Here is a 13,020-nt window from a genome sequence, read left to right as displayed (position 1 = left end):
GATGGGAGTCGATAAGCCATTGATTCCGCTATGCCCGGCTACTGTGCATGGGGTTGTTTTCACACTTTTGCTCGATGGCCACCCGGCCATTTAGAGAAACATCTCCGCGAGGTCGACCGTCGAGGCCTTTCCGATCTGGTCGAAGTTTCGCGCCAGCCAGTTGCGCGCCGCCGCGCGGCCCTCATCGCGCAGGCGGCACAACAGGCTCCATTCGGGGTGGAACTGCGTGGCCGTGCCGAGCTGCGACATCAGCGCGTCGTTGCCGATCCAATGCATGTACATCCGGCTGTGCTTGTTGCTGTCGAGCTCGCCGTCGTCGATCAGCCGGGTGGCGAAGGCGATCGCGCGCATCTCGCGCATCAAGGACGAATTGAAGCTGATCTCGTTGATGCGGTGGAGGACATCGGCGGCACTGGCCGGCAGCTCGTCGCGCCGGATCGCCGTCACCTGCACGATGACGACGTCGTGGCTGCCCTTGCGGTAGATCAACGGATAGATCGCGGGATTGCCGAGATAGCCGCCGTCCCAGTAGTGCTCGCCGTCGATCTCGACAGCCTGGAAATAGGGCGGCAGGCAGGCCGACGCGAGCACGGTGTCCGCCGTGAGCAGCGGGCTCTGAAACACCTTGATCTTGCCGGTGCGGACGTTGGTGGCGTTCAGAAACAGCTGCGGCGCCTCGGGCGACGAATTAAGCCGGTCGAAATCGATCACGCGCTGCAGCAGCGCGCGGAGCGGATTGAACTGAAAGGGATTGAGCAGGTTCGGCGGCAGCGTGTGCGTCAGCGTGTGGATGAAGGCGTGGACCGGATGATATTCCGGCGGCAGCTTCAGGGCCTGGATCCACTGGTTCAGCGGCGACATCAGATCGTACGCCATGTCCATGCGCGACACTTCGTACCAGAACGCGTGCAGGCTCTCCCGCGCGGCCTCCGCGCCTCCATGCGCCATGCCGGAGGCCATCGCCACCGCATTCATCGCGCCGGCACTGGTCGCGCTGATCGCCTCGATCGCGAGCCTGCCGTCCTCGAGCACCTGGTCGAGCACGCCCCACACGAAGGCGCCGTGCGCACCGCCGCCCTGGAGCGCGAAGTTGACGTTCTTGCAGTTCGTGGTCCCGCCGGCTGTCACTTTGCTTGCCTCTTGCCTCCCGTGCCTTCTTTCTCCAGCGCCTTGCGCACCTGCTTGAACTCCTCCAGCGAGGCCTTGTCGGCACGGGGGAAGCGCAGGTCGAGCTTTTCCAGCTCGGCATTGATCACCGAGCCGATCACGACGCGGGCGAACCATTTGTGGTCGGCGGGCACGACATACCAGGGCGCATGGGACGTCGCCGTGTGCCGGACGATGTCCTGGTAGACCGCCTGGTAGCGCGGCCACAGCGCGCGCTCCCTGATGTCGTCCATGGAGAACTTCCACTGCTTGGCCGGATCGTCCAACCGCGCGAGGAAACGCTCGCGCTGCTCTTCCTTGGACAGGTTGAGAAAGAACTTCAGCACCACGGTGCCGTTGCGGCAGAGATAGCGCTCGAAGGCGGAGATGTCCTCGAACCGCTCCTTCCAGATGTTCTTGGTGACGAGCCTTGGCGGCAGCTTCTGCTTGGCGAGAATCTCCGGGTGTACGCGCGTCACCAGGCATTCCTCGTAATGCGAGCGGTTGAAGATGCCGATATGGCCGCGCTCGGGCAGCGCGACCGCATGACGCCAGAGGAAGTCGTGGTCGAGCTCCTTGCTGCTCGGCGCCTTGAAGGCCGTGACCTCGCAGCCCTGCGGATTGATGCCCTCGAAGATCGCCTTGATCGCAGAATCCTTGCCGCCGGCGTCCATCGCCTGGAATACGATCAGGAGCGACCAGCGGTCCTGCGCGTAGAGCTTCTCCTGAAACGCGATCAGCCGCTTCTTGTTGGCATCGAGGATCGCCTGCGCCTTCTCCTTGTCGAGATCGCCCTTCTCGTCGGTCTTGTGGTCCTTGAGGTGAAACTTGCCCGAGCCATCGTAGCGAAACGGCGTGATGTAGCGGTCAAGCTCCTGGGCGAGCGACTGGGACGGCTTTTTGCTCATGAGCGCGGGGCACCTTGCGTTGCAACTTCAATCGATCGAGCAAGCTACCAAGGATGCCCTTGGGAAGGAATATGATGAAAAGCACGAGCAGCACGCCGTAGACGAGATTGTCCCAGCCGACCGCCTTGGTGCCGAAACCGATGCGCAGCGTTTCCGCCAGCAGGATGGTGATGATGGCGCCGACGGTCGGACCGAGCGAGACGAACAGCCCGCCGACGATCGCGGCGAACACCATCTGCAGCGAGACCGCGATGCCGCTGACCGTGTCGGGCGTGATGAACATCTGGTACTGGCAGTAGATCGCGCCCGCCAGAGCCGTCATCAACGCGCTGAGCAGCGTGATCTTCAGCTTCTCGGCGGTGACGTCGACACCGGCCGCGGCGGCGGCGTCCTCGTCCTCGGAGATCGCCTCCAGCGCATAACGCGCCATGCTGCGGTCGACCCAGTGCCAGACCACGATGCCGAACAGCCAGACCGCAAGCGCGATCAAGTACCAGGTGGTCTTGTCGTCGAATTGCAGCGCCAGCAGCCTGTTGCCGGACGCGCGGTTCGGGGTGTAGCCGAGCGAGCCGCCGGTATAGTCGCGCGTCGCGGTGATGACCTGGAGCACGATGCCTGACAGCGCCAGCGTCACCAGCACGAAATAATGCCCGGTGATACGAAAGCGAAAGCAGGGATAGCCGACGATCATCGCCAGCGCGCCGGCCGCCGCCATGCTGATGGGAATGCCGATCCAGGGTGACAATCCTGCGTGATTCCACAACAGCGCCGTAACGTAAGCGCCGATCCCCATGAAGCCGCCATGGCCGAGCGAGACGAGGCCGAACCTCCCCATCATCGACCAGGACGTATAGGCGAACGACCAGATCAGGATCAGCACCAGGATGTGCAGATGATAGGGATCGCGATAGACGAAGGGCAGCGCGACCAGCGCCGCCAGCCCCACGCCCCATGCAGCAAGCCGCCCCTGCCCCATCATCGGCGCCTCGCAAGCAGGCCCGCGGGCCGGATGAACATCATGACGATGAAGAACGCGAAGGCGAGCACATAGCCCCATTCGAGGTCGGAGAACAGGCCCCCGAGCGAGATGATCTCGGCGAACACGAAGGCGGCGATGAACCCGCCGATGAAATTGCCGAGGCCGCCGAGCACGCAGATCAGGAAGGTGATCGGCCCGAAGGACAGACCGACGAAGGGATGCACGTCGTATTGCAGCACCAGGAGGCAGGCGGCGAGGCCGGCGAGCGCGCCGCCGAGCGCCGACGTGATCAAGTAGATCCGCTTGGTGTCGACGCCCATCAGCGCCATGATCTGTCGGTCCTGCGAGATGGCGCGGATCGCGGTGCCGGTGAAGGTGCGGGTCATGAACAGATAGACCGCAACCATGCCGACCAGCGCGGCGACGAACGAGAGCAGCCGTGCGTAGCTGAAATTCATGTCGCCGAAGGCGAGCACCGGCAAGCGGATGCCGAGATTGCGGAAGTCGATGCCGAAAGCCACGGTGGCAAAGCTCTGCAGCACGAACAGCACCCCGCCGGTCGCGAGCAGCTGGTTGATCGGAGGCGCCGTCAGCAGCGGCGCGATGACCAAGTAGTGCAGCGCCGCGCCAAGCACGGCGACCAGCAGGATGGTGAGCGGGGCAGCGACGAAATAGCTGACGCCGTAATACTGCACCATGAAATACATGCCGTACATGCCGATCATGACGAGCTCGGCGTAGCAGATCCAGGTCACGTCGATGACGCCGAAGATCAGGTTGAGCCCCAGCGCAAGCAGCGCCAGCACGCCGCCGAGCAGGATGCCGTTGATGACGGCCTCCAGCAGGTAGATGTCGAATACGTCCAGGAACGCCTGCATGCCCATCACACCCCGAGATAAGCTTCCTTGACCGTGTCGCTCGCCAGCATCTCGGCCGAGGTGCCGGAGGCGCGGATCGTGCCCGCCTCGATCAGATAGGCGCGGTCGACCACCTTCAGCACCTGCTGCACGTTCTGCTCGACGATCAGCACCGTCAGCCCGCTGGCACGGATCCGCTTCACCAACTCGAACACCTGCTGCACCACCACCGGCGCGAGCCCCGCCGAGGGTTCGTCGAGCAGCAACAGTTTCGGATTGGACATCATCGCGCGGCCGATGGCGCACATCTGCTGCTCGCCGCCGGACATGGTTCCGGCCATCTGGTGACGGCGTTCCTTCAGGCGCGGAAACAGCTCGAACACGACTTCGAGGCGCTCGGCGTAGTGGTCCCGCGCCTCCTTCATGAAGGCGCCCATCTTGAGATTGTCGTCGACCGTGAGCTGCGGAAACAGCCGCCGGTTCTCCGGCACATGCGCAATGCCGAGGCTGACGATCTTGTGCGATGGTGTCGCGACGAGGTCGACGCCCTCCATCTTGATTGATCCGCGCGAGGGGCGGATCAGGCCGGAGATGACGCGCATCAGGGTGGTCTTGCCGGCGCCGTTGGGGCCGATGACGCCGACGGCTTCGCCGGCCTTCACGTCGAGGTTGACGTCGAACAGCGCCTGGAAGGTGCCATAGCCGGCATTGAGGCCGCGAAGCTCCAGCATCACCTAGCCTCCCGCGCGGCGGCGCGCTTCGGCGGCCGCGGCCTGCGTGGTCTCGGCGTCGGTGCCGAGATAGACCTCGATGACGCGCGGATCGCCCGCGACCGCGCTCGGCAGGCCTTCCGAGATCTTCTCGCCGTGATCGAGCACCATGACGCGGTCGACCACGCGCATCAGGACGCCCATGATGTGCTCGACCCAGATGATGGTGATGCCGAGCTCGTCGCGGATGTTGCGCAGCATGTCCGCAGCCTGGTCCATCTCGGCCTCGTCGAGACCGCCGAGGCTCTCGTCGGCGAGCAATAGCTTTGGCGCGGTGGCGAGCGCCTTCGCCAGCTCCAGCTTCTTCAGCCCCGCTGCGCCAAGCCCATCGACACTAGCATGGCGATCGGTCGGCAGGCCGACCATCGCCAGCGACCGCTCGGCCGCCTCCTCCGCCTTGGCGCGGCTGTGGCGGCCCTGGCCGTAGAAGCCGGCAAGCGCGACGTTCTCGAAAATGCTGAGGCGGCGGAACGGCCGCGGGATCTGGAAGGTCCGCCCGATGCCGCTGTTGATGATCCGGTGCGGCGCAAGGCCCGCAATCTCGTGCCCGGCGAACAGGATCGATCCGGAGGTCGGCGCCAGCGTGCCGGAGAGCATGTTAAAGATCGTGCTCTTGCCCGAGCCGTTGGGGCCGATCAGGCCGAGGATCTCGCCCTGGTCGACCCGAAACGAGACGTTGTTCACGGCGGTGAAGCCGCCAAACCGCTTCACCAATCCGCTGACTTCCAACACCGCAGAACCCCGCTATTGGTTGCTATAGGTGGTGCCCTTGGGCAGCGGCAGCACGGCCTCGCGCTGCGCTTGGCTCTTGGGCCACACCACATAGGACTTGTCGTCGACGTATTGGATCACGACCGGGAACGAGCGCTCGTTCTGGCCGGCCATTGGCGAACCCTCGCCGTGGAATTTGACGCCGAAGCCGAGCATGGTGCCGCCTTCGGGTATGTCGGTGTCCAGTGCTGCCTTGCGCAGGGAGTCGGGATCTACGCCGCCATACTTCTTGATCGCTCGCGGCAGCACGTCGTTCAGGAACAAATAGGTGTTGGACGCAGCCATGCCGACATGGGCCGAACGGATGGCGACACCCGGCTTGCGCTTGTCGAACTCCTCGCCGACCGCCTTGATGATCGGCGGCAGCTTCGGATCCATGCTCTTCTGGTTGGCGAGCCAGATCGAGATCGGATCGGTGTTGAAGACATAGTTTACGTCGGCGCCCAGGCCTTCCTTCAGCTTCTCATAGACCCCGTAGCCGGCGCCATGTCCTACCAGTGCGCCGAACTTCAGCCCTTGTTCGCGGGCTTGCCGGAGCAACAGGGTGATGTCGGGATTATAGCCGGTATGGAACACCACATCCGGCTTGGCCCGCTTCAGCTTGGTGACCAACGCAGACAGATCCGGGGCCGTCGCCGAATAGCCCTCTCTGAGCACGATGTTGAAGCCGGCCTTCTTGGCACCGGCCTCGTTGCCTTTGGCAACGTCGACGCCGTAGGCGCCGTCCTCGTGGATGATGGCGACCCGCAGGTCCTTCGGGTCCTTGCCCAGCTTTTCCTTCGCGTTCTGCGCGATGAAGTCCATCGTCATCATGCCGAACTGGTCGCCGGAGGCCTGCGGTCGAAACACGTATTTGTAGTTCTTGTTCTCCAGCACTGCCGACGAAATGCAGGTGGTGATCCACATGAACTTCTTCAGCTGCTCGACCCGCGCTGCCACCGGCACGCATTGCGCCGAGGAGAAGAAGCCGAGCAGCATGTCGACCTTTTCCTGCTCGATCAAACGGATCGCTTCATTGATGGCGATATCCGGCTTGCTCTGAGCATCGGCATAGATCGCCTCGATCTTGTAGCCTTCGACGTCTTTCGCGCTGTACTGATCCAGCATGATCCTTGCGCCGGTATATTGCAGCTCCGAACCGCCGCCGGCGAGCGGGCCGGTCAGATCGTAGATGACGCCGATCTTGAGCTTTTTCTCTTGAGCCTTGTCTTGAGCCGCGGCAGACACCGCCAAGCCCGTCGCTGATATCGCGACCAACAGCCCACGTACCAAGCGGGCAGCCATGCGCAGGCGCATCAAAACCTCCCTGGACGATTTGTGCATTGCATTCTTGGTGCAATTCTTCGGCCCATCACATGGGCTGCGCGCGGCGATGTCAAGCCTCGCGCATCAGCGCGCTGCGAACTGCTGCTCGACGAAGGCCGTGACAAATCGCGGCATGGACGGCCTGAGATCGCTGGTCCCGCGCACGAGATGAATGGCGGACAGCTCCGGCTCGATCTCGCGCGCAAGGTTGGCTTCGATCCTGGCGCGGGCCGCATCGCCCGGCATGTCCAGGTTGATGACCTGCAACATTGCGATCGTGGGGCCGGTAACCACGCAATGCCAGCCGGGCTGGATCCGATAATCGGCCGCGGTCAGGCCGGTCTCCTCGCCGAGCTCGCGGACGACGCTGCCGGGGATGTCGAGCGCGCCGTCCCTGACGTCGTCGAGATCAGGCGTTCCCGAGGGGAAATAGATGCGGCCCGCATTGGCGGTGTGGGGCGCCATCTCGCCCATGATGAAGGTGCCGTCGGAGGCGCGCAACGCGCCCATGCCAAAGCCGTTGAACACGGCCTTGTCGGGAAAGCCCCAGTCGCGCCAGGCGAGAAAGCTTGCGAAATCGGTCTCGAAATAGGTCGCCCTCAGGTAACCGTCGCTGAACACAGCGTCGCGCCCGAGCAGGATGCGGCCGTTCCAGATCTTCGGCCGCTCGCGCTGCTTCTCGGCGAAATGCGCCGCGATCTCGGCGCGGCGCTCCTCGGCGAACGGCCAGACGATCGGCCGCACGGCAAGATCGAGCGTCGCGACGCGATGAATGACCGGAGACTTCATGACGGGTCGGTTACCACGCCTTCGCGTCGGCTATTTGACGCTCCCGGTGGTCTTCTTGGCCTGCTCGACGAATTTGTTGGTGAAGGTCTTGCTGACGTCGATCTTGGCGTTCGCCACCTCGGGCGAGCCGACGCTGAACACTGCAAGCACGGCGTCGGCACCCTTCGGGTCCATCTTGCCGGTCTCGGAATACATCGGGATCGTATTCTTCAGTGCGGCAAGATAGAGATCCTTGTTCTTGCCGACGGTCTGCTCGGGCATCTTCGCCATGATCTCCTCCGGCGTATGCGAATGGATCCAGGCGAGCGTGGCGAGGATCGCATTGGTGAGCGCCTGCGCCTCCTTCTCATGGCCGTTGATCCAGGCCACGGTCGAATACAGCGCGCCGCCCGGATATTCGCCGCCGAACGTCTCCAGCGTATCCTTCTGGGTACGGGTGTCCGAGAGGATACGCAGATCCTTGTGGCTGCCCTGCAGCACGGTCACGGACGGATCGAGCATCACTGCCGCGTCGATCTGGCCCTGCTCCATTGCGGCCACCGCAGTGGCGCCGAGGCCCACCCCGATCACGGCGACGCTGGTGGGATCGAGCCCGTTCTTCTTGAGCATGTATTTCAGGAAGAAGTCGGTGGAGGAGCCGGGCGCACTGACGCCGACCTTCTTGCCGGCGAGATCCTTGACCGACTTGATGTCGTTGGTGCGCGAGGGCGCGACCACCAGGACGAGGCCGGGATAGCGGTCATAGACCACGAAGGATTGCAGCTCCTGCTTCTTGGCGGCGAGATTGACGCAATGGTCGAAATAGCCGGAGACCACGTCGGCGCTGCCGCCGAGCACGGCTTTGAGCGCATCCGAGCCGCCCTTGAGGTCGACGAGCTCGACACTGACGCCGGCCTTCTCGTATTCGCCGAGCTGCTTGGCCAATACCGTCGGCAGATAGCACAGGCAGGAGCCGCCGCCGACCGCGATGGTGACCTTGCTTTGCGCCGCGGCAAGCGAGGTGGTGAGCGTCAGCGCGAGCAGTGCGCCGGCGAGCCTGGCAATCGTGTTCTTCATTGGTTTCCTCCGTTCGGCCGCCGGCACCATAGAGCAGCGGGCCTGGCTTGAGAAGCTCCGCCTGAGCGGGCTGGCCATCAGCCCCTCGGCGCAATAGCGGTGCCCAACACACGTCCGCGATCGCATCGACGCGATCAAAATAGACCTGCTTCCTACCCCCGCCCGTCCGACGCGGCCGGCCGCCACACCAGGAGGCGCCGCTCCACCAAGGTGACGCCGAAGTCGATCAGGATGACGAAGGCCGACAGCACGAACATGCCGGCGAACACGCCGGCGACATCGAAGATGCCCTCGGCCTGCTGGATCAGATAGCCGAGCCCGGCCGCCGATCCCAGATATTCGCCGACCACCGCGCCGACCACGGCGAAGCCGACGGAGGTATGAAGCGACGAGAACATCCACGACAGCGCCGACGGCCAATAGACATGCTGCATCAGCTGCCGCTCGCTCATGCCGAGCATGCGGCCGTTGTCGAGCACGGTCCGGCTGACCTCCTTGACGCCCTGATAGACGTTGAAGAAGACAATGAAGAACACCAGGGTGACGCCGAGCGCGACCTTGGACCAGATGCCGAGCCCGAGCCACAGCGCGAAGATCGGCGCCAGCACGACACGCGGCAGGGCGTTGACCATCTTCACATAGGGGTCGAACACCGCGGCGACCAGCGGCTGGCGCGCGAACCAGAAGCCGACCAGGACGCCGCCAAGCGATCCGATCACGAAGGCGAGGATCGATTCCGCGAGCGTGATGCCGAGGTGCTTCCAGATCACGCCGGAGGCGAACCATTTCACGATCTGGCTGAACACGTCCAACGGGTTGGAAAAGAAGAACGGCGGCAGCAGGATCTTGCCGAACACGGGAACGGTCGACAGCACCTGCCACAGCACCAGGCCGACGACAGCGACCAGGATCTGCAGCGCAAACAGCGTCGTGCGCGACATCAGACCACCTCCGCCGCCTGAGTGGACTGTGCGTACCCCTTCATCACCTCGTCCTTCAGCACGCTCCAGATCTCGCGATGGAGCGCATGGAATTCCTTGTCGAGGCGCACCTCGAAGATGTCGCGCGGGCGGGCCAGGCCGACGCGCCAGTCACCGATGATGCGCGAGGACGGCCCCGCCGACATGATCACGACGCGGTCGGCGAGCGCGATGGCTTCTTCGAGATCGTGGGTGACGAACAGCACGGCCTTGCGGTCGGCACTCCACAGATCGAGCAGCAGATTGCCCATGACCTGGCGCGTCTGCGCATCGAGCGGCCCGAACGGCTCATCCATCAACAGGATCTTCGGATCGCGGATCAGCACCTGCGCCAGCGCCACGCGCTTGCGCTGGCCGCCCGAAAGCATGTGCGGATAGCGGTTCGCGAAGGCGCCGAGGCCGACGGCGGTCAGCCATTTCTGCGCCTGCGACAAGGCCTCCGTGCGCGGCGTGCCCTTGACCTCGAGTCCGATCGCGACATTGTCGAGCGCAGTCTTCCAGGGGAACAGCGCATCAGCCTGGAACAAATAGCCGGCATCCCGATTCAGCCCCGCCAATGGCTGGTCGAAAATCCTGACGCTGCCCGCGGCGGGCTTGAGCAGGCCCGCCGCGACGTTGAGCAGCGTCGATTTTCCGCACCCTGTGGGCCCGACAATGGCGACAAACTCGCCCTGTGCCACTGCGAGATGGGCCTTCTCCACCGCCGTATAGACCCGGCCGTCCCCCAGCCGGAACGCAACCTTGGCATCTTCCAGCGCCACTGCCGTGGGCGTCGTCATGTGCTTCCTCCAACTCAGGCCGATGCCTTAGCCGCTCGTGCGGCCAAGTTCAATCAAGCCGCCAAGCGTGCTACGCATGGGGACTTGCCGTGCTCTCACCCTCCCCTGGAGGGGGAGGGTCGGTGCGCATGAAGCGAAGCGGAATGCGAACCGGGGTGGGGTGGACGGTTTCTCCGCGTCGAATACTGCCCGCGTCGACAGATCACCCCACCCCGCTCGCGCTGCGCGCGATCGACCCTCCCCCTCGGGGAGGGTAAGAGAAAAGAGAGCTCTCCCACGATGTCTTCCAAGCTGGCGATCAGCTACCAGCACGTCACCAAGCGCTTCGGCTCCCTTGCAGCCGTCGATAACGTGTCGCTCGACATCGCCGAGGGTGAGTTTGTGGCCGTCGTCGGCGGCTCGGGCTCGGGCAAGACCACGCTGCTGCGGCTCGCCAACCGGCTGATCGAGGCCGATAGCGGCACCATCACCGTCGAAGGCGAGGACGTGCGGAATGTCGATCCGGTCGCGCTTCGGCGCCGGGTCGGCTACGTCTTCCAGAGCGCCGGGCTGTTTCCGCATCTGAGCGTCGCCGACAATATCGGCATCACGCCGAAGCTGCTCGGCGAGCCGGCTGCGGCCGTTGCAGGCCGCGTCGACGAGCTGCTGGAGCTCGTGCAGCTCGACCGCGCAACGCATCGCGACCGGCTGCCCGAGGCGCTCTCCGGCGGCGAGCGCCAGCGCGTCGGCGTGGCGCGGGCGCTCGCGGCAAGGCCCCGCATCGTGCTGATGGACGAGCCGTTCGGCGCGCTCGATCCCCTCACCCGCGATGCGCTCGGTGACGATTATCGCGCGCTGCACCGCAAGCTCGGCCTGACCACCGTGATGATCACCCATGACATGACCGAGGCGATCCTGCTCGCCGACCGCATCGCAGTGATGCGCGGGGGACGATTGCTCGCACAGGGTACGGCTGCGGAGCTCTCGAGCAGCAGCGACGATTACGTGCTCGAGCTGTTGCGTACCCCGCGGCGCCAGGTCGAGCGGCTGAATGCGTTGCTGCCGATGGGCGGTGCGGCATGAGCCTCTTCACCGATCCGCGCTGGGGCGAGGCGCTGTCGCATCTGCCGGACTACCTCGGCAACCATGTGCGGGTGAGCCTCGCCGCCCTCGCGCTTGGCCTCGCCGTGAGCCTGCCGCTGGCGATCCTGACGCGCAACCGTCCGGCGCCACGCGGCATCCTGCTCGCGTTGGCCAGCATCGTGCAGACCGTACCCGGGCTGGCGCTGCTCGCGCTGTTCTATCCGCTGCTGCTGCTGGCTGCTTCCGTCACGCTGGCCTGGTTCGGCGTATCTTTCTCCGCCTTCGGCTTCCTGCCGGCGATGCTGGCACTGGCGCTCTATTCGATGCTGCCGGTGCTGCGCAACGGCATCACCGGCCTCAACGGCATCGATCCCGCGCTGATCGAGGCTGCCGAGGGCGTCGGCATGACCGCGCGGCAATCGCTGCTGATCGTCGAGCTGCCGCTCGCGCTACCGGTGATGATGGCCGGCATCCGCACCGCGGCGGTGTGGGTGATCGGCACCGCGACGCTGTCGACGCCGATCGGGCAGACCAGTCTCGGCAATTACATCTTTGCCGGCCTCCAGACCCAGAACTGGGTCTTCGTGCTGTTCGGCTGCGTGGCTTCCGCTCTCCTCGCGCTCGCAGTCGACCAGTTGCTTGGGCTGATCGAGAGCGGCCTGCGCCGCCGCAGCCGTGTGCGCAGCGGTCTCGGGGCGCTCGGAATCGCGGCGCTGGTTGCAGCAACGCTGGTGCCGACCATGGGGCGCTCGTCGTCAGGCTATATGGTTGGCGCCAAGACCTTCGCCGAGCAATATGTCCTGTCGGCATTGATGAGGGACCGCCTCGAGGCGGCGGGCCTCTCGGCGGCCGCACGCTCCGGCCTCGGCTCCAGTGTGATCTTCGGGGCGCTGAAGGCCGGCGACATCGATCTCTATGTCGACTATTCCGGCACGCTCTGGGCCAACCAGCTGCATCGCACCGACATCAAGCCGCGCGCAGAACTGGTGGCGGAATTGAAGACGGCGCTCGCCAAGGACGACATCACCCTGCTCGGCGAGCTCGGCTTCGAGAACGCCTATGCGCTGGTGATGCCAAGACGACGTGCCGATGCGCTCGGCATCCGAACCGTCGCCGATCTCGCCGCACATTCGGCCACGCTGTCGATTGCCGGCGACTACGAGTTCTTCTCGCGGCCCGAATGGGCTGCCCTGCAAAAGGCCTATGGGCTGCAGTTCCGCGCCCAGCGCCAGATGCAGCCGGACTTCATGTATGCGGCCGTCGCCAGCGGCGAGGTCGACGTCATCGCTGGCTACACCAGCGACGGCTTGATCGCCAAATACGAGCTCACAGCGCTCGACGATCCCAAACGCGCGATCCCGCCCTACGACGCCATCCTGCTGCTTGCGCCGAACCGCGCCGGTGACGCGCGACTGCAGGCGGCGCTCAAGCCATTGCTCGGCAAGATCGACATCGCCACCATGCGCGAGGCGAACCTGCGCGCCAGCGGCAATGATGCGAATTCATCACCGGATGCGGTGGCGAGGTGGCTGTGGGAGAAGATCAAACAGTAGGTCCGCCGCCGCTTGATGAGCACCTCAGGGGTGACGGTCGAAGAGTTGCGTCCGCGATCCAAGCG

13 protein-coding genes are annotated in these 13,020 nt (G+C 64.7%); 2 read left to right on the top strand and 11 right to left on the bottom strand.

Going from position 1 to position 13,020, the window contains the following annotated elements; genetic code table 11:
• Positions 1–90: 90 nt before the first annotated feature.
• The 11 genes from I6F37_RS18810 to I6F37_RS18760 form a co-directional block, all read right to left on the bottom strand.
• Entirely contained in the window at positions 91–1,128 is a 1,038-nt protein-coding gene (locus I6F37_RS18810; RefSeq protein ID WP_225127733.1) for a patatin-like phospholipase family protein, read from the bottom strand.
• Positions 1,125–2,054: a polyphosphate kinase 2 family protein gene (locus I6F37_RS18805; protein WP_036006669.1), complete on the bottom strand. Its 930-nt coding sequence runs from the start codon at positions 2,052–2,054 to the stop codon at positions 1,125–1,127. The genes I6F37_RS18810 and I6F37_RS18805 overlap by 4 nt, the downstream gene beginning before the upstream one ends.
• A complete protein-coding gene (locus I6F37_RS18800) occupies positions 2,014–3,033 on the bottom strand; it encodes a branched-chain amino acid ABC transporter permease (RefSeq protein ID WP_036006667.1) in 1,020 nt (339 codons plus the stop codon). Before I6F37_RS18800 ends, I6F37_RS18805 begins: the two co-directional genes overlap by 41 nt.
• Positions 3,030–3,911, bottom strand: coding sequence for a branched-chain amino acid ABC transporter permease (locus tag I6F37_RS18795; protein ID WP_036006719.1), 882 nt, complete (start codon positions 3,909–3,911; stop codon positions 3,030–3,032). The genes I6F37_RS18800 and I6F37_RS18795 overlap by 4 nt, the downstream gene beginning before the upstream one ends.
• A 5-nt stretch (positions 3,912–3,916) precedes the next feature.
• Positions 3,917–4,621 (bottom strand): ABC transporter ATP-binding protein, encoded by a 705-nt coding sequence (locus I6F37_RS18790; RefSeq protein WP_036006664.1) that lies wholly within the window; start codon positions 4,619–4,621, stop codon positions 3,917–3,919.
• 3 nt (positions 4,622–4,624) lie between these two features.
• Entirely contained in the window at positions 4,625–5,392 is a 768-nt protein-coding gene (locus tag I6F37_RS18785) for an ABC transporter ATP-binding protein (RefSeq protein WP_036037489.1), read from the bottom strand.
• Positions 5,393–5,404: 12 nt separating this feature from the next.
• The gene (locus I6F37_RS18780) at positions 5,405–6,727 is read right to left on the bottom strand and encodes an ABC transporter substrate-binding protein (protein ID WP_036006653.1); all 1,323 of its coding nucleotides are present in this window, start codon (positions 6,725–6,727) and stop codon (positions 5,405–5,407) included.
• A gap of 93 nt (positions 6,728–6,820) precedes the next feature.
• Positions 6,821–7,525, bottom strand: a complete 705-nt coding sequence (locus tag I6F37_RS18775; protein WP_036006647.1) for a hypothetical protein — start codon at positions 7,523–7,525, stop codon at positions 6,821–6,823.
• 30 nt (positions 7,526–7,555) lie between these two features.
• Positions 7,556–8,581, bottom strand: coding sequence for an ABC transporter substrate-binding protein (locus I6F37_RS18770; protein ID WP_036006644.1), 1,026 nt, complete (start codon positions 8,579–8,581; stop codon positions 7,556–7,558).
• 152 nt (positions 8,582–8,733) lie between these two features.
• Positions 8,734–9,522 (bottom strand): ABC transporter permease, encoded by a 789-nt coding sequence (locus tag I6F37_RS18765; protein ID WP_036006641.1) that lies wholly within the window; start codon positions 9,520–9,522, stop codon positions 8,734–8,736.
• A complete protein-coding gene (locus tag I6F37_RS18760) occupies positions 9,522–10,340 on the bottom strand; it encodes an ABC transporter ATP-binding protein (protein WP_036006639.1) in 819 nt (272 codons plus the stop codon). The genes I6F37_RS18765 and I6F37_RS18760 overlap by 1 nt, the downstream gene beginning before the upstream one ends.
• A gap of 279 nt (positions 10,341–10,619) precedes the next feature.
• Between I6F37_RS18760 and I6F37_RS18755 the strand changes: the two genes are divergently transcribed.
• Both I6F37_RS18755 and I6F37_RS18750 read left to right on the top strand, forming a co-directional pair.
• Positions 10,620–11,402 (top strand): ATP-binding cassette domain-containing protein, encoded by a 783-nt coding sequence (locus I6F37_RS18755; protein WP_036006636.1) that lies wholly within the window; start codon positions 10,620–10,622, stop codon positions 11,400–11,402.
• Positions 11,399–12,955: an ABC transporter permease/substrate-binding protein gene (locus I6F37_RS18750; RefSeq protein WP_036006633.1), complete on the top strand. Its 1,557-nt coding sequence runs from the start codon at positions 11,399–11,401 to the stop codon at positions 12,953–12,955. Before I6F37_RS18755 ends, I6F37_RS18750 begins: the two co-directional genes overlap by 4 nt.
• Positions 12,956–13,020 lie beyond the last annotated feature (65 nt).

It is taken from the genome of Bradyrhizobium sp. NBAIM08, from assembly GCF_020193935.1.
GTDB lineage: Bacteria > Pseudomonadota > Alphaproteobacteria > Rhizobiales > Xanthobacteraceae > Bradyrhizobium > Bradyrhizobium yuanmingense.
This window is presented reverse-complemented; position numbering and strand designations above follow the sequence as displayed.

Bases quoted from the DNA above. Each gene is read 5' to 3' on its own strand.
- I6F37_RS18760 (WP_036006639.1), bottom strand. From the start codon at position 10,340: ATGACGACGCCCACGGCAGTGGCGCTGGAAGATGCCAAGGTTGCGTTC.
- I6F37_RS18770 (WP_036006644.1), bottom strand. From the start codon at position 8,581: ATGAAGAACACGATTGCCAGGCTCGCCGGCGCACTGCTCGCGCTGACG.
- I6F37_RS18805 (WP_036006669.1), bottom strand. From the start codon at position 2,054: ATGAGCAAAAAGCCGTCCCAGTCGCTCGCCCAGGAGCTTGACCGCTAC.
- I6F37_RS18755 (WP_036006636.1), top strand. From the start codon at position 10,620: ATGTCTTCCAAGCTGGCGATCAGCTACCAGCACGTCACCAAGCGCTTC.
- I6F37_RS18765 (WP_036006641.1), bottom strand. From the start codon at position 9,522: ATGTCGCGCACGACGCTGTTTGCGCTGCAGATCCTGGTCGCTGTCGTC.
- I6F37_RS18750 (WP_036006633.1), top strand. From the start codon at position 11,399: ATGAGCCTCTTCACCGATCCGCGCTGGGGCGAGGCGCTGTCGCATCTG.
- I6F37_RS18795 (WP_036006719.1), bottom strand. From the start codon at position 3,911: ATGCAGGCGTTCCTGGACGTATTCGACATCTACCTGCTGGAGGCCGTC.
- I6F37_RS18790 (WP_036006664.1), bottom strand. From the start codon at position 4,621: ATGCTGGAGCTTCGCGGCCTCAATGCCGGCTATGGCACCTTCCAGGCG.
- I6F37_RS18780 (WP_036006653.1), bottom strand. From the start codon at position 6,727: ATGCGCCTGCGCATGGCTGCCCGCTTGGTACGTGGGCTGTTGGTCGCG.
- I6F37_RS18775 (WP_036006647.1), bottom strand. From the start codon at position 7,525: ATGAAGTCTCCGGTCATTCATCGCGTCGCGACGCTCGATCTTGCCGTG.
- I6F37_RS18800 (WP_036006667.1), bottom strand. From the start codon at position 3,033: ATGATGGGGCAGGGGCGGCTTGCTGCATGGGGCGTGGGGCTGGCGGCG.